Here is a 23,652-nt window from a genome sequence, read left to right as displayed (position 1 = left end):
CCCCGACGACGTACGAGGACCGATCCTAGCCGCGAGCGGCTCACTGGTACTGCGGCGACGGCGGCGACGCCGGCCCCAGCGAGGGCTCCACCCATTTGCGGTAGCTGTCCTGCCAAGCGCCGCTGTTGCGGATGTTGTCGAGCACGGCGTTGACGTACTTGACCATGTCCGTGTTGTCCTTCGGCACGCCGATGCCGTAGTCCTCTTCGGTGAACTGGTCGCCAACGACCTGCAGCGTCGGGTCCTGCGCGGCCATCCCGGCGAGGATGGTGTCGTCGGTCGAGACGGCTTCGACCTGGCCCTGCTGGAGCATCACCAGGCAGTCCGACCAGTTGTCCACCGAGACCGGCACCGGCTTCGCGGGGTCCGTCGCGATCTTCGCCAGCGACGTCGACTTCTTCGTCGCGCACACCCGCTTGCCGCTCAGGTCGGCCAGCTTGGTCACCTTCGACTCCTTGGTGACGAGGATCCGCTGACCGGCCTTGTAGTACACGGAGGAGAACTGGACCTTCGCCTTGCGCGCGCAGGTGATGCTGTAGGTCCGGACCACGATGTCGACCTGGCCCTGCGTCAGGACGTCTTCGCGCTGCGACGACGGGATCGCGCGGAACTGCACACGCCCTTCCGGCGCGCCGAAGATCGCCCGGGCGATCTCGTTGACCATGTCGATGTCGAAGCCCTCGATGTTGCCCGTGGTCGGGTTGCGGAACCCGAACAGGTACGTCGTCTGGTCGACGCCGGCGATCAGCTTCCCGCGTTCCTTGATCTTCGCCATGGTCGAGCCGTCGGCGATGGACGTCCCGCTCGGCGCGAGGCTGGCCTGCGGGTTGCAGCTGGTGTCGGTGCCGCCGCCGGCCGTCGAGTCCGGGCCGCCGACGTGCGCGGGCTGCGGCCAGGCCGCGTTGCTCACCGGCGCCGGGTCGACCGGTTTCCCGGGGCTCCCGCAGGCCGCCGTCAGCATCGCGACGACCGCCAGCGCGCCGATCCGGACCGTGTAACCCCGCCTGCTCACCGGTACTCCCTCAGTCGCTCCCGGATTCCCATGGTGGCCCCCGCCGCGGCGACGATCGCCAGCACGGCCAGGCCCGGCGCGAGGAGCGTCAGCGCGCTGTCGCCGCCGTGGGTGCTGTCGAGGAACTCCTGCCGCCCGACGTCGATCGCGTCCTGGAGGGCGTCGTCGAGCCGCCGGAACGCCGGGGCCGAGCCGTCGGTCTTGTCCTCCAGCACGGCGAAGTCGACAGCTTCCTGGTACTGCCCCGAGTCGTCCTGGGACCGGACCGTCTTGTGCGCCTTGAACCAGTCGTTCGCGGCCTTCGTCGCGTCGACGACCTTCGCGGCGCCGTCACCGTCGGAGATCAGGCTGCGGGCCTCGCCGAGCAGGCCGCCCTGGCCGTCGGTCCCGGCCAGCTGGACGGCGTTGGTGCCGAAGTCCTTTTCGTAGGCCGCGCCGTCGCCGCGGGCGACCAGCGTCAGCGTCTCGTCCGCGCGGGCCTGCAGCGCGGCGATCCGCGCGCGCACGAGGACGTCGACGCGGTGCGAGCCGTCGTCCTGCCCGGCGCCGACCAGGCTGCCCTGCACGACCAGCGCGACCGCGCCCCACAGCAGCGACAGCACGACCGCGACCGTCGCGACGACGAGCCCGACGTTGAGCAGCCGGTTCGTCCGCCGCGTCAGGTAGATCTGGGCGACGACGAGCGCGGCGAGCAGGGCGACCACCAGGATCGTGGCGAGCCACGGGAAGCCGGTGGCGCTGTCCTGCTCCTCGATCAGCTTCTCGGTGTCGACGCGGTAGAGGTCCTGGGCGGCGGGCAGGATCTTCGCCCGCATCAGCTCGGACGCCTCGCGCAGGTAGGACGCGCCGACCGGGTAGCCGAGCCGGTTGTTCGACCGCGCCGTCTCGACCAGGCCGGTGTAGACGGGCAGCTGCTGGTTCAGGACGTCGACCGGACCGGCGGCGTCGGCGACGTCACCGGAGTCCGAAGCGGCCTTCGCGAGCGCCGCGCCGGCCTCGGCGATGTCACGCTCGTAGCGCTGGCGGAGTTCGGGCGGCTCGGTGCCGATGGAGAGGAACGCGCTCGCCGCGGTCGCGTCCGCGTCGGACAGCGAGCGGTAGACCTGCTGGGACGCGGCGGCGAGGGGCTCGCGGTGGTCGATGACGCCGGTGATCGTGTCGTCGCGGTTCTGCACCGACAGCGTCGCGACGAGCCCGGCGACCAGGGCCAGCAGCACCAGCCCGACGGCGATGACGGTGAGCCGGCCGGGGGTGGTCGCGGCGGACCGGATGATCGCGCGTATCCCCTGGCCAGGCAGGTCCAGCAGGCCCAGGAAGCCGCTGCGGCCCCCGGCCCGGTCGCGGCCCTCCGGCGCCGGCGGTGGCTTCGGCGGCGCGGGTCCGGACGCGGGCGCCGGGGGACCCGGCGCCGTCGCAGTGCTGGTCATCCCCGATTCCTCCCCATGAGCCGTACCCGCAGAAAGGTAGCCGAGTCGCCGTGCGCGCAGCCACCGGCACCGCCCGCTGTCATCAGCACGTGATCTCAGAGGTGATGGGCGAGGGCGTACCGGACGGCCTCCGCGCGGTGCCGGGCGCCGATCTTCGCGAAGGCGTTGTTGATGTGGGTTTTGACGGTCGCTTCGCCGATGAACAGCTCGCCCGCGATCTCCGCGTTGGTCAGGCCCCGCGCGATCAGCCCGAGGACTTCGGCTTCACGGGCGGTCAGGCCGTCCGGCAGCTCGGCTTTGGCACGCGACGCGGGCCGGCCGTCGAGCGCGGCGACGAGCCGGTCGGAGACCGCGGCGGTGAAGATCGCCTGCCCGGCGGCCGCGGAGCGCAGTGCGGCGGCGATCTCGGTGCGGCCGGCGTCCTTGGTCAGGTAACCGCGGGCCCCGGCACGCAGCGCGTCCGCGATCGACGTGTCGTCGGCGTACGTCGTCAGCACGACGACGGCGGTGCCGGGGTGGTCGCGCCGGATCAGCCGGGTCGCGGCGACGCCGTCCAGCTCCGGCATCCGCAGGTCCATCAGCACGACGTCGGCGGGGTGCGTGACCAGCGTTTCGACGGCTTCGCGGCCGTTGCCCGCCGAGGCCACGACCGTGATGTCGTCGAGCAGGCCGAGCAGCGCGACCAGGCCTTCGCGGACGGCTTGCTGGTCGTCCGCCACGACCACCCTGATCAACTCCGCACCTCCGCGAGCACACGCCACCGGCCGGCTTCCGGGCCCGACGCCAGGGTGCCACCGGCGAGCGCGAGCCGCTCGCGCATCCCGGCCAGCCCGAAACCTTCACCTGTTCGAGTGAAGTCGCTCGTTGTGTTGACGACGTCCAGCCGGACGACGCCGGGTTCGTACGTCAACCGCATCCGGACGTCCGCACCGGGCGCGTGCTTGCCCGCGTTCGTCAGCGCTTCACGCGCGGTGCCGACCAGCGCGACGACGGCGGCCGACGGCAACGGCCGGGAAGCGCCTTCGGCGGCGAAAGCCACGGAAACCCCGTGGTCACGGGCGTGCGCGGCCGCCACCGCGGCGAGCGCGTCGGCCAGCGGCAGGACGTCCCGGCGCAGCGCGGCGACGGCGTCGCGGGCTTCGGCCAGGCCGTCGTTGGCCAGGCGCCGGGACCGCCGGACGGTCGCGAGCGCACCGTCCACATCGGACTTCTCGGCCAGCAGCACCTCGGCCAGCTCGAGCTGGACGCCCAGCGCCCCCAGCGAATGCGCCAGGACGTCGTGCAGCTCGCGCGCGATCCGGGTGCGCTCGTCGAGCGCGGCGGCCCGGGACTGCTCGGCCTGCGCGAGCCGCGTCTGCTCCAGCAGCGCTTCCGCCTGTTTCGCCTGCACTTCGTACTGCCGCCGGTTGAGCCCGAGCAGGACGAGCAGCAGCATCACGCCCAGGTCGACGAGCCCGAGGCTCTTCCCGGCGATGGCGTACGACGCCACCGCCAGCGCGACGTCGGCCACACCGATGGCGACGATCGCGGCGACACCCACCGTGACCAGCGTCGCGAGCCGGCCCAGCGCCACGACGGACAGCACGATCGCTGACGAGTCCCCGGCCCACCCGAGCACGGCCGCCGGCACCGCACTGGCCACCGCGAGCAGCACCGCCGCCGTCCGCGGCAGCCGGTACGCCAGTACGACGAACCCGAGCCAGCACGCGGCGGAGACGCCGTAACAAGCCCAGATCCGCGCGTCCAGCTCGCGCGCCGTCAGCAGCGTCGCCGCGATGAAGAGCGTGCCGAGCGCCTGCACCACCAGCCAGGACGGCGCGATGGTGTCCGGCAGCAAGGGCCTGCGCCGCATTTGGGGGGTCCAGGGGGGCTTGTCCCCCGGCTGGGGTCTGGGGCTCGGCCCCAGAGATTGCGGCAACGCTCCCCCTTACTTGTGGGACAGGCTGGTGATCAGCTCGACGAGGATCAGCCGGTAGGCGATGAACGCCACCAGCACCACGACGCCGATCACGGCCAGTGCGAGCACGGTCTTCCCGGTCATCTTTCCCCCACGGTTGTGTTCCGTCGCCTTGGCCAGCGCCAGGCGGATGAGATCCGACTTGTCCATGGCGCTGACGCTACGAACGAACCGGGGTGGACCGGGACCGTCGGCGGGTGGAGCCGGGGGTGGAGTTCAGCCGCGGATGGCCGGGGCGAGCGAGTGCGGCAGCACGGCCTCGGCGTTGTCCGGCCGCCGGACCAGCACCTCGACGTCGTCGGCGAAGCGGTAGGGCTTCGCGCCGAGGATGCCGCCGAAGTGCCGGCGCAACCGGGACATCTCGGCGCGGACGGTGACCGTGCGGCCGGCGTCGCCGAACAGGTCCAGCGACAGCTCGGACGCCGAACGGCCGGCACGGCGGCTGGCCAGCACGTACAGCATCTCGGCGTGGCGCGGGCTGAGCCGGTGCGTCCAGGTCCCGGCGCCGCCCGAGACGGTCAGCTCGGGCTCGCGCGCCGACCGGACGTCCAGGACGACGCGGGTGGCCGGGGCGGTCTCGGCGTCGGACTCGGTGAGCCGGATCAGCCAGCCGCCCGGCACCGGTTCGACCGCGACGGTGCCGTAGGCAGGGAGCCACGCCCGGCCCGGCGCGAGGCCGGCCGGCAGGGCGATCCGGTCGACCGGTGCGAGCCCGGCGGCCGCGGCGACCCAGCCGTGCTCGTCGGCCACGACGGCCGGCTCGCCGACCTTCGCTAGCACCGGGACGGCGAAGCCGCGAAGCCGTTCCAGCTCGGTGAGGTGGGTGGTGCGCAGCTGCGTCTCCGCCAGCCGCGTCACAGCGTCGACCAGCGCCAACGTCGACGCGTGGACGGTCGGAGCCGGGCCGGAAAGGTCGACGACGCCGAGCAGCCGGCCGTCACGCGGGTCGTGCAGCGGCGCGGCGGCGCAGGTCCAGAAGTGCTGGGACCGGACGTAGTGCTCGGCCGAGTACACCTGCATCGCGCGGCGCGCGACCAGTGCGGTGCCGATCGCGTTGGTGCCGACGGCCTCTTCCCGCCAGTCGGCGCCTTCGACGAACCCGAGCCGGTCGGCGTGGCGGCTGACCGCGGTGCTGCCGTCGCGCCAGAGCACCGCGCCGTCCGCGTCGACGATGACCATGATGTGCGCGGCCTGCTCGGCGAGGCTGATCAGCCCACCCCGCAGCGTCGGCATGGCCTGGACCAGGCCACTCGTGCGGCGACGGGCTTCGAGCTGCTCGAACGTCAGCACGGGCGCGGCGGCCCGGCCCTCCGGGTCGACGCCGAGCTTGCGCATCCGTTGCCAGGACGCGTGGATCACCGGCCGCAGCCGCGCGGGCAGCGCCCGGCCGGCCACCGCCGCTTCGTGCACCTTGGCGAGGGCGCGTGCGTGCTGCCGGGGGTCGGCCCCGGCCGGCAACGCTGCCTCGAGGTCCCGTTGACCCAAACCGCCGCTCCTCGCGCTCGACCGGCCCCAGTGTGCCGTTTCGATCCCGTGATCGGTAGGTGGGGACGATCTCGCCCTTCAGGTCTTGCTCTCGGCGGCCGCGGTCTCCCGGCTACCCCGCGCCCCCGCCGTCGAGTCCACTGTGGACGGCAGGCGAGCTGCGGCGGTACTCCACAACCGCCTTCGCGGCGTTGAGGACCTTCTGCGCGTCCGGGATGTAGAGGTCTTCGAGGGCGTCGGAGAACGGCACCGGTGTGTGCGGCGGGGTCACCATCTCGATCGGCGCCCTCAGCGCGCCGAACGCCTCCTTCGCGACCAGCGCGGAGATGTCCGTCGCGAGGTTGCAGCGCGGCGAGGCCTCGTCGACGACGACCAGCCGGCCGGTCTTCCCGACACTCGCCAGGATCGTTCCGGTGTCGAGCGGGCTGGTGGTGCGCGGGTCGATGACCTCGGCCTCGATGCCGGTCGCGGCCAGCTCGCCCGCGGCCTGCCGGGCCATCGCGACCATCCGGCCGATCGCCACGATCGTCACGTCGCCGCCTTCGCGGACGACGTTCGCCCGGCCGAACGGGATCGTGTAGCTGTCCTCCGGCACCTCGCCGCTGGTCTCGTAGAGCGCCCGGTGCTCGCAGAAGACCACCGGGTCGTCGTCCCGGATCGACCGGATGAGCAGGCCTTTCGCCTCGTACGGGCTCGACGGCACGACGACCTTGAGGCCGGGGATGTGCGTGAAGATCGGGTACAGGCACTGGGAATGCTGGGCCGCGGCCCGCAGCCCCGCGCCGTACGCCGTGCGGATCACCACCGGCGTCCGCGCGTTGCCGCCGAACATGTACCGGAACTTCGCCGCCTGGTTGAAGATCTGGTCGATGCCGGCGCCCATGAAGTCGATGGACACGAGCTCCGCGACCGGCCGCTGCCCGCGCGTCGCGGCACCGATGGCCGCGCCGACGAACGCCGACTCGGAGGCCGGTGTGTCCAGGACACGCCCCGGGAAGAGCCCCTGGGCGGCGCCGGGAGCGCCGCCGAGCACGATGACCGATTCGTCGCGGGCCATCTCCTGCGCGAGTGCCTCGTCGATCGCCTCGCGGTAGCTGATCGTGCGCGCCACGGCGGTCAGTACGACGCGTAGACGTCGGTTTCGAGGTCCGCCCGGGTCGGTTTGGGCGCGGCCTTCGCCTCGGCGACGGCGTCTTCGACGAGCTTCGCGACTTCGGCGTCGATGTCGTCCAGGACGATTCCGGGCAGCTCGCCGCTCTCGGTGACGCGGGCGCGGAACCACGCGAGGCAGTCGAGTCCCCGCTGGTAGCGGGTGAACTTGACCTCGATCAGCGTCGGGCCGCCGCCTTCGCGGGCACGCTCGATCGCCTCGCCGGCGGCTTCGTGCACGGCGAAGAAGTCGAAGCCGTCCACGATCACGCCCGGCACGCCGAAGCCGGCGGCCCGGTCGGCGATGTTGTCCGACGCGACGGACCAGCTGCTCGACGTCGCCTCGGCGTACCCGTTGTTCTCCGCGACGAAGATCGCCGGCAGGGTCCAGGCCGCCGCGAGGTTCAGCGCCTCCAGCGTCGTCCCCTGGTTGCTTTCACTGGAGAAGGACACTCCGACACCGCCGGTGTCCTGCTGTTTCGCGGCGAGCGCCGTGCCGCAGATGAGGGGCGGACCGGCGCCGAGCACGCCCTTCGAGAGGTCGGCGATGTGCGTCGAACCGCCTTTGCCGTGGCAGGAGCCGGTCCGGCGGCCGTAGACCTCGGCCATCATGCCCTTGACGTCGACGCCCTTGGCGATACTGTGCCCGCGGTGGCTGCCGGCGATCGCGTCGCGGTCTCCGAGGTGGGCGCAGACCCCGGCGACCGAGGCCTCCTCACCGGCGTGGAGCTGCATGGACCCGGGGATCTCGCCGGTCGCGAACTCCGCGCGCACCCGCTCTTCGAAGGCCCGGATGGTGCGCATCGTGCGATACGCCGCCCGCAGGGTGTCCGTCATCGTCGGAGCTCCTTCGCTAGTTCGGTTCGCTGCGCAACAGCCCTTTTCGTGCCGCTTCGGCCATCGTGGCCCGGACGTCGACGCACCACGGCCCGTCCGGCTTGAGCTCGACGAACGCGCTCTCCCCGAGCTTCAGTTCGAGTTCGCGCTCACCGTCGAGCGCGATCACCCCACCCGCCGCGGCCAGCTCGACCCGCATGCCCGGCTGCAGGACGCCCCAGCCCCGCACCCCGACCGGGCGCACCAGTCCGGGCGCGATCGGCGCGTGCACGACGTACGGCGTCTCCCCGACCGGCCCGAGCTGCAGCGCGACGCCGTCCGGGCTCGAGCGCGGGCTCGGGCAGAGCTGGCCGGCCACGCTGGAGAGGCCGATGCCGTCGGGTTCGGCGAAGGTGCAGTACAGCTCGGTGAGCGACGCCGGATCCCACAGCGCCCGCGCGCCGATGTGCCTGCTCAGGGACACGCAGACGTCGACGAGCGCGATCTCGCGGCGGGCCTTGGTGACGACTTCGAGCACGCTGACCCGGTGCGTGACCAGGTCGGGGTCGATCTGCCCGGTGGCGATCAGCCCGGCGGCGAGCCCGGCGACGGTCGCCTCCCGCGTCTGCGGGAAGGCGTTGTTGGTCCCGGTTGAGAGGGCGAGCAGCGGGACGTCTTCGCAGGCCGCGGCCGCGACGCGCGCGGTCCCGTCACCCCCGAGCACGACGATGACCCCGGCGCCGGCTTCGACCATCCGGCGCACGGCGTTGCTGGTGTCCTTCGCGGTGCCGCTGAGCGGGTCCTCGTCGAGAAAGTCGACGTGCGGCCAGGTCCCACCCCGCCCGAGCGCGCGCAGCACCGCGGCGGAGATGCCCCCGAGATCGGTCGAGACCATGGCCCGATCGACCCCGGCCACGGCGAACGCGGCCAGCAGCCGCTGGACCATGTTCGCCTTCTCCGCGGTGGGGAAGACGGAAGCCTGCGCGACCAGCCGGCGGATGTCCCGCCCCGACGCCGGGTTCGCGACGATCCCCGCCACCGACTCGCCCAACCTGACCTCCCGATTCCCGCGTCGGGTACCAGGAGACTCCTTCGGGTGTGCCGGAGGGAAGGGTTGCAGGGCGTTGCATGTTGCGGGCTGCGTGTAACAAGGCGCGGCGAAGATCACAAAGTGGGCCGCGGGCCCGGGCGTGGCGGGGTGTGCCGCCGTCCTCAGGCCCGACAGATCAGTGGATGCGGCCGATCAGCCCAACGGACGTCTGAAGTGAGCAGTGTGGACAGTCCAACCTGGAGCCACACCGCCGGAGAAGAACCAACCGGCCCTCGGCGTCGTGCTCACGACACCAGGCTGGCCACACCGACGTAGGTGAAACCCGCTTCTTCTATCGCGGTCCGGACGTCGCCCTCCGCCAGCGCGGCGTCGGCGCGCACCACGACCCGGCCGGTCGGGACGTCGACGTCCACTTCGGTCACTCCGGGCAGAGCGGTGATTTCCTCGGTGACCAACTGCGCGCAGTGCCCGCAGCTCATCCCGGAGACGGTGTACCCGTGCTCGATCATGGGGCGGAGCATACGAAAAGGGCCGCCACCCCGAACGGGTGACGGCCCTTTCCCAAGATCAAAGTCAGATCAGGTTGACCGACGTGGCCTGCGGGCCCTTCTGGCCCTGGCCGATCTCGAACTCGACGCGAGCGTTCTCTTCAAGGGTCTTGAAGCCGTTACCCTGGATCTCGCTGTAGTGAACGAAGACGTCGCCGCCACCGTTGTCGGGGGTGATGAAGCCGAACCCCTTCTCGGAGTTGAACCACTTCACAGTGCCCTGAGTCATAAAAAAGTCTCCATGTGTAACACAAAACAGGAAGCCACTTCGGCGACCCGGGTCAGCACCCGGACGGTTTGCTTCCTCGGCGAGGAGACACTACGCCCGCGGAATTCTGCGAGCGTGAGCTAACACGAACACAAAAATCGACCATCTGAAGTAAAGCACAAGTCGACCTGCGCGGACAACCCGTCTTCACCCGGGAGAGGTGAGCTATTCGCCACTCGCCGGGCGCAGGCCCTCGGCCGAGAACGGCGAACGCCAGGCCGTCTCGTGCTCGGCGACGACGACCGCGTCGTCGTGCGCCTCCGCGCTGGCGCTGAACAGCACCGGTACGACGCCGGACTTCCGCGCTGCTTCGGTCGCGTGCTGCTGATCGGCCACGTCGAAACTCCCCTCGTTCCCTGCCCGCTGCAATGCGGGTCATGACCGTGATGGTGCCATGCGGCACCGACAGAAACCGGTTGTCTCCCGCCGGGACCCGGCCGGGAAGGTTCAGCGGCGAACCACCACCGGAACACCGCCAGATTACCTCAGCCAGGGGCCTGCTACCACTGAACATTCCCGGCGTTTCCCGGAATGAAACAGTCCGAAACCGTTACTGGGCGGGAGGTTGCGGGCGCGCTTGACCCAGGAGCGCCGACAACCGCACGTCGGGCGTCACCACATCGGGGTCCGTCCGCACGTCGATGACGCACGGACGCTGCCGCACCAGCGCGCTGGCGATGATCGGCTCGAGCTCCTCACGATCGTCCACCGTGTACCCGGCCGCGCCCAGTCCACGCGCCCACGAAGCGAAGTCCGTCAACGGGATCGACACCCCGGACAACCGGCCGTGGGTACGGGCCTGGTGCATGGCGAGCCCGCCGTGCAGGCCGTTCTGGAACACCACCACCATCACCGGCGCCCGGTAGCGGACGGCCGTCTCGATCTCCTGGCCGGTCATCAGGGTCCCGGCGTCCCCCACCATGGCTACCACGGTCCGCCGCGGTTCGGCCAGTTTCGCCGCCACGGCCGCCGGCACGGCGTAGCCCATCGCGGCGTTGGACGGGCCGAGCTGACTGCGCGGCGCCGTGAAGCACCAGTACCGGTGCATGAACTGGGCGAAGTTGCCCGCGTCGCTGGTCACGATGGTGTCTTCCGGCGCCAGTTTACGCAGGGCCCGCACGACGTCCACTGGGTGGACGCGGGTGTTGCCGCTGGTGTCGGGCGGGGTCATGAAGGTGTGCACCGCGGCGTTGGCCGCCGAGGCCCGCCGCGTCCGGGGTGACGCCACGGCCCGCAGCTCCCGCAGGAACGGCTCGACCTCGGAGTCCACCCGGAACGTCAGCCCGCGCCGCCGCATGCTGACCTCGATGCCGGTGCCGACCATGACCAGCGTCTGCTGGGCCGTCGGGTAGCGGTAGGCCTGCGTCGTGACCTCGTCGAGCTGGGTACCGAGCGCGAGGACCAAGTCAGCACGTTCCAAGGCGTCGAGCTGCCGGGCCGGGATGCCGAGCCCGAGGTGCCCGGCGTAGCGCGCGTGGTTCTCGGGGAAGGCGTCCTGGCGCCGGAAGGCGTTGTAGACGGGCAGCGCGAGCTCGTCGGCGACCGCGATCAGCTCGTCGCGCGCCGACCGCGCCCGCCCGCCGACGATGACGACCGGGTACTTCGCCTCGTCCACCAGCTGCGCCACGGCGTCCGCCGAACGGCCCAGCGTGCCGGACGCCGGCGGCCGCACCCGCGCCATCGGCTTCGCCGCGTCGTAGGGCATGCCCCAGATGTCGCAGGGCACGCCGAGCACGACCGGCCCCGGCCGCCCTTCCTGCGACGTCGTCAGCGCGTGCGCCAGCAGGCTGGGCAGGCTGTCCGGGTCGGTCACGCTCAGGGTCGACTTGGCGATCGACTCGAACATCGCCGTCAGGTCCGATGTCGGCAGCTCACCGGAGCTCCACACCGTCGGGTCGGTCGCCGGCGTCTCCAGCAGCACGACCATCGGCGTCTCGTCCTGGTAGGCCGTCTGGACACCGATCGCCAGGCTCGCCGCGCTCGGCCCCCGGCTCGCGAGGAGCACGGCGGGCCGTTCGGTGAGCTTGCCCTCCGCTTCCGCCATGAACGCCGCGCCCGCGTCGTGACGCGCCGAGACGAGCGTGATCTCCCGCTCGCGTTGCAGCGCGTCGAGCAGTTCCAGGAAGGACTCACCGACCACCGCGTAGACACGGCGGACACGCGCCTCGGTCAGGATCCGTACGGCCGTCTGGGCGACGGTCGCTCCCAGTTGGTATCTAATGAGGAGAGCTTATGCGGGCACCGTTCAGTGCAGTCAAGTGATCTTCGCCGAAACCCGGCAAGGTTGGACCTGAATGTCCGCTTTGACCGACTGGATCCGATCAAGGGAGCGAGGACCCCAGCCTTGGCCGCGACCGAACATGAAACCGTTTTTACTTACGGCGCACCGGCATTGAAGTACGGCACCGGCGCCAGCGACGAGATCGGCTACGACCTGACGCAGTACGGCGCCCGCCGGGTCCTGGTCGTGACCGACCCGCAGGTCGCCGCCACCGGCTGGCCGCGCCGCATCGCCGACGGCATCACCGGTTACGGCATCGAGACCGAGATCTTCGACGGCGTACACGTCGAACCCACCGATGTCAGCATGCAGAAGGCGGTTGACTTCGCCCGCGGAACCGGTCCGTACGACGCCTTCGTGGCCGTCGGCGGCGGCTCCTCGATCGACACCGCGAAGGCCGCGAACCTGCTGACCAGCAACGACGGCGACCTGATGGACTACGTCAACGCGCCGGTCGGCGGCGGCCGCGCACCCGACCGACCGCTGAAGCCGCTCGTCGCCGTGCCGACGACCACCGGCACCGGTTCGGAGAGCACCACCGTCTGCGTCCTGGACGTGCTGTCCCTGCGCGTCAAGAGCGGGATCAGCCACCTGCGGCTGCGCCCCACCCTCGCCGTCGTCGACCCGCGGCTCACCGTCAGCCAGCCCGCCGGCGTGACCGCCGCGAGTGGCATGGACATCCTGTGCCACGCCGCGGAGAGCTACACCGCCAAGCCGTACACCGAGTTCGACCGCAAGCGCCCGGAGCAGCGCGTGCCGTACTGCGGCGCGAACCCGCTGGCCGACATGTTCGCCGAGCAGTCGCTGCGGCTGCTGTCGTGGGCCCTGCCCGCCGCGGTGCGCGACGGCTCGGACCTCAAGGCACGCGAAGCCATGGCACTGGCCGCGACGTTCGCGGGCCTCGGGTTCGGCAACGCCGGCGTGCACATCCCGCACGCGAACGCGTACCCGATCGCCGGGCAGGTCAGGGATTTCCACCCGGACGGCTACCCGGGTGACGAACCCTTGGTGCCGCACGGGATGGCCGTCTCGCTGACCGCGCCCGCCGCGTTCCGCTTCACCTTCGACGCGGCGCCGGACCGCCACCGGCAGGTCGCCCGCCTGCTGGCGCCCGACTTCGAGTGGTCCGGTGACGCCGCCGGCCACCTGCCCGCGGTGCTGATCGACCTGATGCGGAAGATCGGCATCCCGGACGGCATCGGTGCCGTCGGCTACGCGGAGTCCGATGTGGACTCGCTGGTCGAGGGAACCCTGAAGCAGCAGCGACTGCTGGCCACCGCACCCCGCGAGGCGTCCGAGGAGGACCTCGCCGGCATCCTGCGCGACTCGGTGTCCCTGTGGTGAACGGCTACCCGCACTGGCAGACGATTCCGTTGCGCTGGAAGGACAACGACGTCTACGGGCACGTCAACAACGTGGTGCACTACTCGCTGATGGACACGGTGATCAACACGTGGCTGATCGAGCAGGGTGGTCTCGACATCGAGAACGGGGAGGTGATCGGGCTGTGCGTCGAGTCGCACTGCGGGTATCACTCATCGGTGTCCTTTCCTGGTTCGCTGCGGGTCGGTTTGCGCGTGGCACACCTGGGGAAGTCGAGCGTGCGCTACGAGATCGGGATGTACGCCGCGGATGAATCACTGGTCGCGGAGGGCCACTTCGTGCACGTGTTCGTGGACCGCGAGTCCCGCCGGCCGGTTCCGGTGTCCGGCAAGCTGCGTGGAGCGTTGGAAGCACTGCAACCCGAATGACGTGCCCCGCCGGCTGATCACCTCCCTTCTGGCGACGCGGTAGTCGGAGTCGCGTTCCTTCCGTGCTTCCGATCATGCACGACGACGCCGACACGAGTCGACGATCGGCGCGAGTTATCCACAGCTGGTGACAAGACGGCGAAGTTATCCACAGATTCGCGGCGACGGGTTCCGCGGCGCTTCGACGGCGGTAACGTGGACGGCATTGAAATGTCCACAGTGGACGGGTAAGCAGGTGGTCAGCCGGCCCGTGCGGTACGCGGAACCGGCGACGGCCGCCAAGGCGTTTCGGAGCCGGCGGTTGCTTCGGAGGGTGCGCTCGCGGCAGCTGCCGCGCTACCACCGGCGAGTTCTCCGGCGGTTGTCGCGGCACCACCCACGGCGGCAGCGGCAGTTGTGGCACCACGGACCGGGCCATCCGCGGCAGCTGGCGCGGCACCATCGGCGAGGTCACCCGTGAAAGCACCGGAAGTCGCGGAACTACTGCCCGAACCACGGGCAGAAGCGGCAGCCGCGCCGCCACCGGCGGCGGCTGGCGCGGCACCACTGACGAGGTCACCGGTGAAAGCTGCGGCAGTCGCAGGGTTACTGGCCGAACCGCAGGTGGAAGCGGCAACCGCGCTGCCACCTGCGGCAGCTGGCGCGGCACCACTGGCTGCACCGCCAGCAGCAACTGTCGCGGCACCACGGGCGACAGCAGCTGTCTCGACGCCACCAGCAGAACCGGCGGCGGCGACGGCAGCACCGGCCGGACCACCCGCAGCTGCAGCCGCGGGATCCGTGCCGGCGACCCGAACCGCCGCGGGCCCAGCGTCTCCGGTGGCTGCTCCCCCGGCCACCGGCGTCGCCCAGGCCTGCATCAGCTCCGCGTAGCGCGGCGACCTGGCCAGCAGGTCGGCGTGCTTGCCCACGGCGGTCTCGCGGCCGTCCATGACCAGGACACGGTTCGCGCGCAGCGCGGACGACAACCGGTGCGCGATCACCACCAGCACACCACCCCGCGCGGCGAAGGCCCGCTCCGCGCGGGCTTCCGACACCGGGTCGAGATGGGAGGTTGCTTCATCGAGGATCACGAACCGCGCCGAACCGGCGTACACCCTGGCCAGCGCGAGCAACTGCGCTTCGCCCGCGGAGATGCCTTCGCCACCGTGGCCGATCTCGGCGTCGAGACCGCCCAGGCGCTTCAGCAGCGCGCCCGCGCCCACCGCGGTCGCGGCGGCGGCGAGCGCGTCGTCCGAGGCTGACGGTGCGAACAGGGCGACGTTGTCACGAACCGTTCCCGCGAAGACGTACGCCTCCTGCGGGATCAGCGCCACGAGCTCGTGGCGCAGCGCCCTGGGCACGTCCCGGACCGGGACGCCACCCACCAGGACCCGGCCTTCCTGCGGCGTGAGCATGCCGGTCAGCAAGCCGGCCAGTGTCGACTTGCCGATCCCGCTCGGGCCGACCACGGCGAGGTGCTCCCCCGGCCGCAGCCCCAGGTCGAGCCCGCGGACCACGGGTTCGGCCGTCGCGCCCCAGCCGAACGTCAGGGCGCGGACGCGGACCTCGATGCTGCGTGGGGTCGCCGTGCCGTCCGGACGTTCCGGCAGCTCGGCCGTCTCCGCGAGCCGGCGGAGTGCGACCAGCAGGCGGAGCACGACGGTGCCGGCCGTGGCCGCCAGGCCGCGCAGGGCCGGCTGCATCGTCGTGGCCAGGTAGACGAGCGCACCCAGGGCCGCGCCCGCGGTCAGCTCGCCGGTGGCCACCAAGCCCGGGGCCAACCACAGGGCGAGCAGCAGCGGCGCGAACCCGCCGAGCGAGATCACCAGCGACCGGAGGGCACTTGACCGCGCCACCCTTATCGCGGCCGTGGCCTGGGCGTCGACCGCGTGGTACATCGCCAGCGCGGCGATCGGCTCGGCGCCGCAGGCGACGACGTCGCGCATCCCGGCCAGGGAGGCGCCGGCCGTCGCGGCCGTGTGCTCGTCGGCCAGGGCCAGCGCGCGCTGACGACGAGCCAGCGAAGGGAGGAGACAACCGAACACGACCAGGGAGGCGACCACCGGCACCGCGACCGGGAGCACCAGCGCACCGGCGACGGTCACCAGGCCGGCGAGCGCCGAGGTCGTCGTCACCAGCATGGCCCGGGCCTGCACCAACAGGCCCGCGGTCGCGTCGCGGACCACCTCGACGTGCTGCGTGATCCGGGCGACGCCGCTCGAGTCGGGCTGGTTGCGCGGCGGGGACTCGTCGTGCAGCACGCCACGCACGACGGCCGTCACGAGCGCGTCGCGCAGGGGTTCGACGACCTTGCCGAGCTGGTGCCAGACCATCCGCGAGCCGAACGCGCCCAGCACCGCGGCCAGGCCGAACAGCGCCAGCCAGCCGAGCCCGGTGCGCGGGTCGCCGACGGCGAAGCCGCGGTCCACGGACAGCTCGACCAACCGACCCGAAAAGAAAGCAGGGAGCCCTTCGAGCACCGAACACACGAGCAGCACGACGCCGCCACGCCACTGCCCGGTGAGCGCGGACCAGTACAACCGGCGCAGGCTCACTCGTCGTCCTCCGTGAAGACGCCGCGGTACCCCGGCTCCTGCCAGAGGGCCGCGTGCGGAGCGACCGCGCGGACCCGGCCCTCCTCCAGCCAGACCACGAGGTCGGCGCGGGCGGCGGTGCCGGCCCGGTGGGTCACGACGACGCGCGTCCGGCCGGGCAGCGCGCTCGCGAGCGCACGCTCGACCGCGGCCTCGGTGACGGTGTCGAGGCTGGCCGTCGCGTCGTCGAAGATCAGCACGCGCGGCTGGTGCACGATGGCCCGGGCCAGCCCGAGGCGCTGGGCTTCGCCGCCCGACAACGGCGTCTCGGCCAGCGGGGTGCGGTAGCCGTCGGGCAGGCGGACGACGACCTCGTCGACCTGCGCGGTCTGGCAGGCGTCGCGGATCGCGGACTCGCCGGCCCACGTGCCGTAGCCGACGGCGTCGGCGACCGTCGCGCCGAGCAGCGCGGGGCGTTCGAACGCGTAGCCGATCACCGCGCGCAGCTCCTCGCGGCGGACACGGGCAAGCGGACGTCCGTCGAGCAGGACCTGGCCCTCGTCGGGCGTGACCAGCCCGCCGAGCACGCCGGCGAGCACGGACTTCCCCGCGCCCGAACGGCCGACGACGGCGAGGCACGTCCCGCCGGCGATGGTCAGGTCGACCTCGGCCAGTGCGCCCGTGACGCCGACGTGGCGCAGGTCGAGGGTGCCGTCGCCGGGCAGCAGCGGGAGCTTGCCGTGCGCGGGTTCGGGCTCGTCGAGGACTTCGGCGAGCCGTTCGGCGCAGCCGCGCGCCCGCGACAGCATCGTGAGCAGCGGGATCTGGGTGACCAGGCCGAGGGCGAGCGCGACGTAGCCGAGCACCGCGACGACGTCGCCGACGCTGAGCCGGCCGGCGAGCACGCCGAACCCGGCGGCGGCCAGCACGGCCAGCTCGACCGCCGGCGTGAGCAGCCCGGCGCGCCAGACCATGCGGGCCTGCGTGCGCCAGATGCCCATCCCGGCCAGGGTCAGCTTCGGCAGCGGGCGCAGCACGCGTTCGGCTTCGCGGTCGGCGGTGCCGGACGCGGCGATCGTGCGCAGCCCGGCGACGGCGTCGACCATCCGGGCCGCGAGCTCGCCGGAAACCTGTTGGTAGGCAAGAACATCGTCGGCCGTGTGCTTGAGATGACTGCGAGCGAGCAGCAACGCGAACGGGATGCTGCCGAGGAACACGAGCGCGAGCCGCCAGTCCAGGAACGCGAGCAACACCACCGCGCCCGAGGAGATGACCAGCATCGAGCCGCACTGGACGACGATCGTGACGATGCCGCCGGCGCCGACGCAGTCGCCGGTGAGCCTGCTGATCGCGTCGCCCTCGGCGAACTTCGATCGCGTGCCGAGCGCGAAGAGCTTGTCCGACAGCGTGCGGCGCAGCCACGCGGACGCGGTCGCCGTCACGCGGGTGGTCAGGATCCCGCCGACGACGTCCGCGGCGATTTCCGCGCCGCCGACCAGCAACAACCAGGAGACTTCAGGCCAGCTGGGACGGCCCGCGACGACGGCGTCCACCGCGGCCGCGAGCGCACTGGGCAGGAGCAGCCCGGCCGCGGTGGCGACCAGGGCCGTGACGACGATGGCGGCCAATCTCGGTCGATCGAGGCCGGCCACCCGGGCCAGCAGCCGATCGGCGGAGCCGCGCATCTCACTCCTTCGGACGAGGTTCCGCGAAGGCGGAACCGGGGCCACAATGAACGTGCGGGAGCGGCGCACTTGGCCTGTGCCGCTCCCGCACTGTTCACCTAGGCACTACTTGCGTGCGATCCGCCAGGTCAGTGGCAGGTCAGCAGCGAGAGCGTGCTGTTGGTGCAGGAGGCCAGCAGGCTCAGGTTCGACGGCGCGCCGCCGCCGCCACCGTGACCACCGTTGAGCACCTCGGGGGTCTCCAGGGCCTGCAGCTCCAGAACGAGTTCCATGGTGTTCCTTTCGATTGTTCTTCGATTCCGCCGGTCCTCAGCGACCGGAGGTGTGGGGGGACGGCGTGCTGCCCAGGAAGGGCAGCACCTCCTTGCCGTCCAGGAGGCCGGCGAGCGAGAGGAGGATCCCCGCGCCGCCGGTGGTGACGTCCATCGACAACCGCAGCAGCTGGTTGCCGGGGAAGGCGAGCCCGCCGCGGAACGGCACCGCGTACCAGGCCAGCCGGGCCAGGTGCAGGTCGATCGCGTCGCGAACGCGTTGCTCGGGTTCGGCGCCCATGCCGAGCGCGACCGCGAGCCCGGACCGGCCGTAGAGCAGGCCGGGGTGGATGACGAACTCGCCGCGGCACGACTGGCGCAGCTCGGGCAGGCTCTCGCAGGCGTCGGCTTCGGGCCGGTGCCGCGCCAGCTGCTCGGCGACCATCAGGATCCCCGCGCTGCCGATGCCGGCGTACGGGAGCGTGCGCGTGGCGCCGTCACGGACCTGCAGTGACGCGTCGTCGGCGAGCACGCATTCTTCGAGGTCACGGCTGAGTGCCTGGTCCGCGAACGCCAGCCAGGCGGGCTCGCCGGTGCGCTCGAACAGCCGGATGAACAACAGCGCCGGCCCGGACCAGCCGGACAGCAGGCCCGCACGGGCGAACTTCCCGGGCGGCGCCGCGGTTTCGAGCGCCTCCGCCAGCCGGACGGCGGTGGTGAGCGCCTGCCGGCCGAACTCGTTGTCCTGCCGGGCCGCGGCGAAGTGCAGCAGGGTCAGCCCGATGCCGGCCAGCCCGCCCTCGAGCGCGTGGTCGGTGGTCTGCTCGACGAGCCGCGCCGACGACGCCAGCAGCCGGCTCGCCTCGTCGTGGTGCCCGAGGTTCTCCAGCACGTAGGCGATGCCGTAGCTGCCGTCGTAGAACCCGGGCCGGGTCGGCGGGTCGCGGCGGACCGACTCGATCAGCCAGTGCTCGTGCTCGGGGAACCGTCCGACGCCGGTGACGTCGAGGGCGTGCAGCACGCCCGCGGCGCCGACGCCGAAGCAGGCGCCGCCGACTCGGAACTGCTCGATGTCGCCGGGGAAGAGCCGGTCCTGGCGCTGCGGTGTCGCGCTCGCGAGGATCGCCTCGGCGATCTGCTTGCGGACCAGCGGCCAGTCGGGTTTCTCCTGGTCGAGCTCGGTGTGGACCGGTGCCGGCTCCGTGGATTTCGCACGCGGAGCCAGCACCGCGACTGCGGCGTCGGCGTAGCCCTCGGGCAGGCCGAACCGGCGTTCGACGAAGTCGGCGATGCCGCGCAGCTTCGCCGGCGCCAGCTCCAGCAGCGCGGACAGCGGCAGGAAGAGCCACAGCCGCAGCGCCGCGAGGGCGTGCTCGTCGATCTCGAAACCGACCCGGTCGGCCGGCGCACGGAAGCCCGGCGCGCCGAGCGCGGGCCGTTCGCCGGACTCGACGTCGGCGGCCATCTCGAAGTCGATCAGTGAGACGCGGCTCTCGTCGTCTTCGTCGATCAGGATGTTCAACGCGTGCAGGTCACCGAAGACGAAGCCGCGGGCGTGGATCGCCTCGACTGTCTCCTCGACCTTCGCCAGCACGGCCAGCGCGCGTTCGGCGTAGGCGGTGAGGTCGGCTTCGGTGGTGTCGCGCCTGGTCAGCGGGTAGTTGCGGGCCAGCCAGTTGCCGAGCGACGTGCCGGGCATGTACTCCATGGCGAGGTAGTGGTGCTCCCAGACGGTGAACTGTTCGATGGTGCGGGGCACCCCGGGGATGCCGGTGAGCTTGTCGAGCACGTCGTGCTCGCGCCGCAGCCGTTCGACGGCGTCGATCTGGGCCCGGTCCAGCCCGGCGTGGGGCCGCGCTTCCTTGAGGACGACCTGGTCGCCGCCCGCTTTCGGGTCCGCCAGGTAGACGCCGCCACCGTTGGAGAAGTGCAGGGAGCTCGTCACCTGGTAGGGGAACTCGGCCGGGTCGCCGGCCTTGCGCGCCGTGATACTGCTCTGCAGACAGGCCGGAATCTTCACCCAGTCGGGGACCGAGAACGTGGGTTCCCGTTTGTCCGGGACGAGCCTGCCGTCCGGCTTGCGGATCGCCAGGACGCGGTTGCCGTCGTGTTCGACCCACTGCTCGGCGAATCCACCGTAGCGGACGTACAGCGGGCCCGCACCGTAACGCAAGTCGCTCAGGATATAGGCCCCGTGCTCGCCTTCAAGGCGCACCGAAAGATCGTCGAGCACCCGCTTGAGCTCGTCTTCATTCGCGGGATAAATCGTGATCAGTTTCCCGCTGCCGTCACGGGGCGCGTATTTCGAGTTCCGGGCGAGCAGGATCAACGGGGAGCGCAAGTGCTTGTAGGCGACCCGGTACTCCAGACAGTACTCGTGCACCCGCAGGAGCACCCGCCGAGCGTTCCCCAGGCCGGCCGAAACGTGGATTTTCCAGCCCTGACCGGGAAGTTCCCGGCCTTCGGGGTGGAGGACCCGCCACACGCCGCGCTGGGCCTCGATCCAACCGGCGTCCGGTGCGGGCAGGGCCGTGGCGTACTCGTCGACCGACGCACCGATTTCCTGTTGTTCGTCGTAGAACAACGGATCGGCGAAGCAAAATGCTTCGTAGCGCAGGTCCATCGAGATTGCCCCTCTGTGCGTTCCCCGGTGCGGCGTGGCCCGGGACGAGGAATATTCCCCCATGCCGAGCGGTCCCGCGCCAATCCGCCAACCCGGGGGTTCAACTGGGCTATCCGAGGTAGGCAAAAGAGACACTTACCACGCAGTAGCTGAACACTGCGTGATTTCCACCAGGCAACCAACCACCCTGTCGGGGTGTAACACGAAGGTTTTTCGTCATTCCTGCAGGTCCGAACAAGGGGCCGCCGGAATAAACCACCGAATTGGCAGAATGCCATCAAGGACACCTGGTGATCAATTTTCCCGGTATCGCGAGGTCAGGTTGGTTGTCCGGTCCACTGTGGATCACCCGGACGTGGCCCGCGCCACGCCCGCGGCCCTCGCTCGGCGGGCCGGCCGGTACCCCGGAGTAAGTTGACGCCCGCGGACCGGAAGGAGGAACTGGTGATCTTCGGATTCGCCGTGACGGTCGCCGTGGCGGCCACGCTCGTCGCGCTCTGGAGCTTCGTCCAGTCGGCCCGCAACCGGGAGCCGGACAACGCGCTCCTGATCGCGCTCGCGGTCATCGAGGTGCTGCTGGTCGTCCAGCTGGTGATCGGGATCGTGCTGCTCGCCGGCGGTGAGCGCCCCGGCAGCCTGGCGACGTTCCTCGCCTACCTGATCGGCTGCCTGGTCGTGCTGCCCGCCGGCGCCGCCTGGGCACTGGCCGAGCGGAGCCGGTCGAGCACGGTCGTGCTCGGCATCGCCTGCCTGGCCATCCCGGTGATGGTGCTGCGACTGAACGAGGTGTGGAGTGGAGCAACAGCGTAGGACGGCCACCGGCCCCGGACGGGTGCTCGTCGCCGTGTACGCGATCTTCGCGCTGGCGGCGACGTCGCGAGCGGGCGTCCAGATCAGCACGAAGTTCCACGAAGCGCCGCTCGCGTACATCCTCTCGGCGTTCGCCGCGGTCGTCTACATCGTCGCGACGATCGCCCTGGCCCGCCGCGGTGACGGCTGGTGGCGCGTGGCCCTGACGGCCTGCTCGATCGAACTGCTGGGCGTCCTGACCATCGGCACGCTGAGCATCGTCGACGCGGCCGCGTTCCGGCACCCGACCGTCTGGTCGGTTTACGGCGAGGGTTACCTCTTCATCCCGCTGGTCCTGCCGGTCATCGGCCTGTACTGGCTGCGCAAGACGGCGCCGACGCGCGTCACGGCCTGACGACGCGGTCGAGCACGGGAACAATAGGTAGCCCTCCTCCCGGAAATAAATGAGGGTTCGCCGGACGACTTTCGTCGGTTCCGGAAATTACCCGAACAATCGGACAATCCTCACGTTCGGTCCCCACCGGCCTTTCCGTGCGGGTCTCCCGCACCCATGAGGAGTGAGCGTGAAAGTACGCTTCGGCAAATTGGTCCTGCTCGCCGCCAGTACGGCATTGGCGGTGGTCGGTCTCGCCGGCCCCGCGACGGCCCAGACGTCGATCATCGGCGGCAGCAACGCGTCGAGCGGCCCCTGGGCGGCGCGGCTGTTCGTGAACGGCCAGCAGAACTGCACCGCGACGATCATCGCGCCGCAGTACATCCTGACGGCGAAGCACTGCGTCAGCAGCGCCGGCACGTACACGTTCCGGATCGGCAGCCTGGACCAGTCCAGCGGCGGCACGACGGCCACCGGGTCGACGATCACCCGCTACAACGGCGTCGCCGACCTGGCGATCGTCCGCCTGACGACGTCGGTGAGCGCAACGTACTCGCCGCTGGGCAACGTCGGCGACGTCTCGGTCGGCCAGAACGTCTCGGTCTACGGCTGGGGCGCGACGAGCCAGTGCGGCTCCGAGATCAACTGCCAGTCGCGATACCTGAAGGTCGCGACGGTCCGGGTGAACTCCATCGGCTGCAGCGACTACACGGGCGGCGTGGCGGTGTGCGCCAACCGCGTCAACGGAATCACGGCAGGCGGCGATTCGGGCGGTCCGATGTTCGCCTCGGGCCGTCAGGTCGGCGTCGCCTCGACCAGTGACAGGTCGAACAACACGGCGTACACGAACATCACGCGTTACCGCAGCTGGATTTCCCAGGTGGCCGGAGTTTAGTTTCCCGGCAAATCCCGCGGCCGGAAGAATGCGGTCAGCTGGGCCCGGTCGAGCCGGGCCCAGCTTTCCGCGACTTCGAATACCGCGACGGCACCGGTCGGGAACGCGTCGACCGCAGTTCTTCCGGCGAGCTGGAAAGTCACTTCGCTGACACTGGGCTCGTGCCCGACGAGGGCAAGCCTGGTGACGTCGTCGGGTGTTCGACGCGCGATGTCCAGGTAGTCACCGCCGTAGAGCTCATCGTCGTACTCGACCGGCGGCTGCTGTTCGAACTCCCCGGAGACGAGCTGCCAGGTCTCACGCGCCCGGCGGGCGGTGGAGCAGCGGACGCGCTCGGGCAGGTAGCCGTGTTCTCTCAGCCAGCGTCCGGCCTTGGGAGCGTCCTTGAGCCCCCGCGGCCCGAGAGGACGTTCGTGGTCGTCAACGCCTTCCGGCCAGGCCGACTTGGCGTGCCGGAGGACGAGAAGCAACCGGGTCTGATCCACGTCACGCCCCTCCCACAGGCACCGGCCGCGCTCGACGGCTCGCGTAGAGACACCAGTGACGGACGGCGGAGACGCTGAGCAACCCGGCCCACAGCCATGAAGTCCACGCGCTGGTGAGCAGGCCGAGGGCGAGGAACATGACGGTCCCGGCCGTGGTCACGATCGCGGTGGCGAGAATCCACCCGCGCTGCCGCGAAGTCAGCTGATCAGGCCAGTCGGCCACCAATCGGTTCCGGTCCACGCGCGAAGCCTCCCACGCAACCGTGCCC

The 23,652-nt window shown here is 71.1% G+C and carries 23 protein-coding genes; 5 read left to right on the top strand and 18 right to left on the bottom strand.

Annotated features, from left to right (window positions below):
• Positions 1-40: 40 nt before the first annotated feature.
• The 13 genes from OG439_RS40490 to OG439_RS40430 form a co-directional block, all read right to left on the bottom strand.
• Positions 41-961: a glutamate ABC transporter substrate-binding protein gene (locus tag OG439_RS40490; protein WP_326951739.1), complete on the bottom strand. Its 921-nt coding sequence runs from the start codon at positions 959-961 to the stop codon at positions 41-43.
• A 47-nt stretch (positions 962-1,008) separates the two neighbouring features.
• Positions 1,009-2,439 carry a hypothetical protein gene (locus OG439_RS40485; protein ID WP_326945761.1) on the bottom strand — a complete coding sequence of 477 codons (1,431 nt, stop codon included), beginning with the start codon at positions 2,437-2,439 and terminating at the stop codon, positions 1,009-1,011.
• Positions 2,440-2,534: 95 nt separating this feature from the next.
• A complete protein-coding gene (locus OG439_RS40480; RefSeq protein WP_326945760.1) occupies positions 2,535-3,173 on the bottom strand; it encodes a response regulator transcription factor in 639 nt (212 codons plus the stop codon).
• Positions 3,170-4,291, bottom strand: a complete 1,122-nt coding sequence (locus tag OG439_RS40475) for a sensor histidine kinase (RefSeq protein ID WP_326945759.1) — start codon at positions 4,289-4,291, stop codon at positions 3,170-3,172. The genes OG439_RS40480 and OG439_RS40475 overlap by 4 nt, the downstream gene beginning before the upstream one ends.
• Positions 4,292-4,366: 75 nt before the next feature.
• Positions 4,367-4,546 (bottom strand): hypothetical protein, encoded by a 180-nt coding sequence (locus tag OG439_RS40470; RefSeq protein ID WP_326945758.1) that lies wholly within the window; start codon positions 4,544-4,546, stop codon positions 4,367-4,369.
• A 66-nt stretch (positions 4,547-4,612) separates the two neighbouring features.
• Positions 4,613-5,881 carry a GAF domain-containing protein gene (locus tag OG439_RS40465; protein WP_326945757.1) on the bottom strand — a complete coding sequence of 423 codons (1,269 nt, stop codon included), beginning with the start codon at positions 5,879-5,881 and terminating at the stop codon, positions 4,613-4,615.
• 112 nt (positions 5,882-5,993) lie between these two features.
• A complete protein-coding gene (locus OG439_RS40460) occupies positions 5,994-6,992 on the bottom strand; it encodes an alpha-ketoacid dehydrogenase subunit beta (RefSeq protein ID WP_326945756.1) in 999 nt (332 codons plus the stop codon).
• Between the two features lie 5 nt (positions 6,993-6,997).
• Positions 6,998-7,867: a thiamine pyrophosphate-dependent dehydrogenase E1 component subunit alpha gene (locus OG439_RS40455; protein ID WP_326945755.1), complete on the bottom strand. Its 870-nt coding sequence runs from the start codon at positions 7,865-7,867 to the stop codon at positions 6,998-7,000.
• A gap of 16 nt (positions 7,868-7,883) precedes the next feature.
• Positions 7,884-8,897, bottom strand: a complete 1,014-nt coding sequence (locus OG439_RS40450; RefSeq protein WP_326945754.1) for an ATP-NAD kinase family protein — start codon at positions 8,895-8,897, stop codon at positions 7,884-7,886.
• Positions 8,898-9,181: 284 nt separating this feature from the next.
• On the bottom strand, positions 9,182-9,406 hold the full coding sequence (locus tag OG439_RS40445) for a heavy-metal-associated domain-containing protein (RefSeq protein WP_326945753.1): 225 nt from the start codon (positions 9,404-9,406) through the stop codon (positions 9,182-9,184).
• 64 nt (positions 9,407-9,470) lie between these two features.
• Positions 9,471-9,674 carry a cold-shock protein gene (locus OG439_RS40440; RefSeq protein WP_247060113.1) on the bottom strand — a complete coding sequence of 68 codons (204 nt, stop codon included), beginning with the start codon at positions 9,672-9,674 and terminating at the stop codon, positions 9,471-9,473.
• Positions 9,675-9,878: 204 nt separating this feature from the next.
• A complete protein-coding gene (locus tag OG439_RS40435; RefSeq protein WP_247060111.1) occupies positions 9,879-10,049 on the bottom strand; it encodes a hypothetical protein in 171 nt (56 codons plus the stop codon).
• 214 nt (positions 10,050-10,263) lie between these two features.
• Positions 10,264-11,922: a thiamine pyrophosphate-dependent enzyme gene (locus OG439_RS40430; RefSeq protein ID WP_247063879.1), complete on the bottom strand. Its 1,659-nt coding sequence runs from the start codon at positions 11,920-11,922 to the stop codon at positions 10,264-10,266.
• 183 nt (positions 11,923-12,105) lie between these two features.
• On the opposite strand from OG439_RS40430, the gene OG439_RS40425 reads away from it, so the two are divergent.
• Both OG439_RS40425 and OG439_RS40420 read left to right on the top strand, forming a co-directional pair.
• Positions 12,106-13,338 carry a hydroxyacid-oxoacid transhydrogenase gene (locus OG439_RS40425; protein ID WP_442792248.1) on the top strand — a complete coding sequence of 411 codons (1,233 nt, stop codon included), beginning with the start codon at positions 12,106-12,108 and terminating at the stop codon, positions 13,336-13,338.
• Positions 13,332-13,745, top strand: coding sequence for an acyl-CoA thioesterase (locus OG439_RS40420; protein ID WP_326945751.1), 414 nt, complete (start codon positions 13,332-13,334; stop codon positions 13,743-13,745). Before OG439_RS40425 ends, OG439_RS40420 begins: the two co-directional genes overlap by 7 nt.
• 239 nt (positions 13,746-13,984) lie before the next feature.
• On the opposite strand, the gene OG439_RS40415 is transcribed toward OG439_RS40420, so the two are convergent.
• The 4 genes from OG439_RS40415 to lanKC all read right to left on the bottom strand — a co-directional run bounded on the left by OG439_RS40415 (position 13,985) and on the right by lanKC (position 20,820).
• Complete coding sequence (locus OG439_RS40415; protein ID WP_326945750.1) at positions 13,985-16,282, bottom strand: ABC transporter ATP-binding protein; 2,298 nt, start codon at positions 16,280-16,282, stop codon at positions 13,985-13,987.
• A complete protein-coding gene (locus tag OG439_RS40410; RefSeq protein WP_326945749.1) occupies positions 16,279-17,946 on the bottom strand; it encodes an ABC transporter ATP-binding protein in 1,668 nt (555 codons plus the stop codon). Before OG439_RS40410 ends, OG439_RS40415 begins: the two co-directional genes overlap by 4 nt.
• 128 nt (positions 17,947-18,074) lie before the next feature.
• Positions 18,075-18,218 carry a SapB/AmfS family lanthipeptide gene (locus OG439_RS40405; RefSeq protein WP_155548626.1) on the bottom strand — a complete coding sequence of 48 codons (144 nt, stop codon included), beginning with the start codon at positions 18,216-18,218 and terminating at the stop codon, positions 18,075-18,077.
• Positions 18,219-18,255: 37 nt separating this feature from the next.
• Positions 18,256-20,820: a class III lanthionine synthetase LanKC gene (gene lanKC / locus OG439_RS40400; protein WP_326945748.1), complete on the bottom strand. Its 2,565-nt coding sequence runs from the start codon at positions 20,818-20,820 to the stop codon at positions 18,256-18,258.
• A 444-nt stretch (positions 20,821-21,264) separates the two neighbouring features.
• On the opposite strand from lanKC, the gene OG439_RS40395 reads away from it, so the two are divergent.
• The 3 genes from OG439_RS40395 (at position 21,265) to OG439_RS40385 (ending at position 22,898) form a co-directional block, all read left to right on the top strand.
• The gene (locus OG439_RS40395) at positions 21,265-21,630 is read left to right on the top strand and encodes a hypothetical protein (RefSeq protein WP_247060099.1); all 366 of its coding nucleotides are present in this window, start codon (positions 21,265-21,267) and stop codon (positions 21,628-21,630) included.
• A 22-nt stretch (positions 21,631-21,652) separates the two neighbouring features.
• Positions 21,653-22,024, top strand: a complete 372-nt coding sequence (locus OG439_RS40390; RefSeq protein WP_247063877.1) for a hypothetical protein — start codon at positions 21,653-21,655, stop codon at positions 22,022-22,024.
• 169 nt (positions 22,025-22,193) lie between these two features.
• A complete protein-coding gene (locus OG439_RS40385; protein ID WP_371827612.1) occupies positions 22,194-22,898 on the top strand; it encodes a S1 family peptidase in 705 nt (234 codons plus the stop codon).
• On the opposite strand, the gene OG439_RS40380 is transcribed toward OG439_RS40385, so the two are convergent.
• A complete protein-coding gene (locus tag OG439_RS40380; protein WP_326945747.1) occupies positions 22,895-23,383 on the bottom strand; it encodes a SixA phosphatase family protein in 489 nt (162 codons plus the stop codon). The two genes, OG439_RS40385 and OG439_RS40380, sit on opposite strands and share 4 nt — an antisense overlap.
• Positions 23,384-23,652: the final 269 nt, after the last annotated feature.

Source organism: Amycolatopsis sp. NBC_01307 (assembly GCF_035975215.1).
Lineage (GTDB): Bacteria > Actinomycetota > Actinomycetes > Mycobacteriales > Pseudonocardiaceae > Amycolatopsis.
Note: the sequence above shows the minus strand (reverse complement) of the source record. Positions and strands in the feature narration are given on the sequence as shown.

Excerpts from the sequence above, each read along its gene's own strand:
- lanKC (WP_326945748.1), bottom strand. The coding sequence starts at position 20,820 with ATGGACCTGCGCTACGAAGCATTTTGCTTCGCCGATCCGTTGTTCTAC.
- OG439_RS40485 (WP_326945761.1), bottom strand. The coding sequence starts at position 2,439 with ATGACCAGCACTGCGACGGCGCCGGGTCCCCCGGCGCCCGCGTCCGGA.
- OG439_RS40490 (WP_326951739.1), bottom strand. The coding sequence starts at position 961 with ATGCTGACGGCGGCCTGCGGGAGCCCCGGGAAACCGGTCGACCCGGCG.
- OG439_RS40405 (WP_155548626.1), bottom strand. The coding sequence starts at position 18,218 with ATGGAACTCGTTCTGGAGCTGCAGGCCCTGGAGACCCCCGAGGTGCTC.
- OG439_RS40440 (WP_247060113.1), bottom strand. The coding sequence starts at position 9,674 with ATGACTCAGGGCACTGTGAAGTGGTTCAACTCCGAGAAGGGGTTCGGC.
- OG439_RS40475 (WP_326945759.1), bottom strand. The coding sequence starts at position 4,291 with ATGCGGCGCAGGCCCTTGCTGCCGGACACCATCGCGCCGTCCTGGCTG.
- OG439_RS40410 (WP_326945749.1), bottom strand. The coding sequence starts at position 17,946 with ATGCGCGGCTCCGCCGATCGGCTGCTGGCCCGGGTGGCCGGCCTCGAT.
- OG439_RS40470 (WP_326945758.1), bottom strand. The coding sequence starts at position 4,546 with ATGGACAAGTCGGATCTCATCCGCCTGGCGCTGGCCAAGGCGACGGAA.
- OG439_RS40455 (WP_326945755.1), bottom strand. The coding sequence starts at position 7,867 with ATGACGGACACCCTGCGGGCGGCGTATCGCACGATGCGCACCATCCGG.
- OG439_RS40445 (WP_326945753.1), bottom strand. The coding sequence starts at position 9,406 with ATGATCGAGCACGGGTACACCGTCTCCGGGATGAGCTGCGGGCACTGC.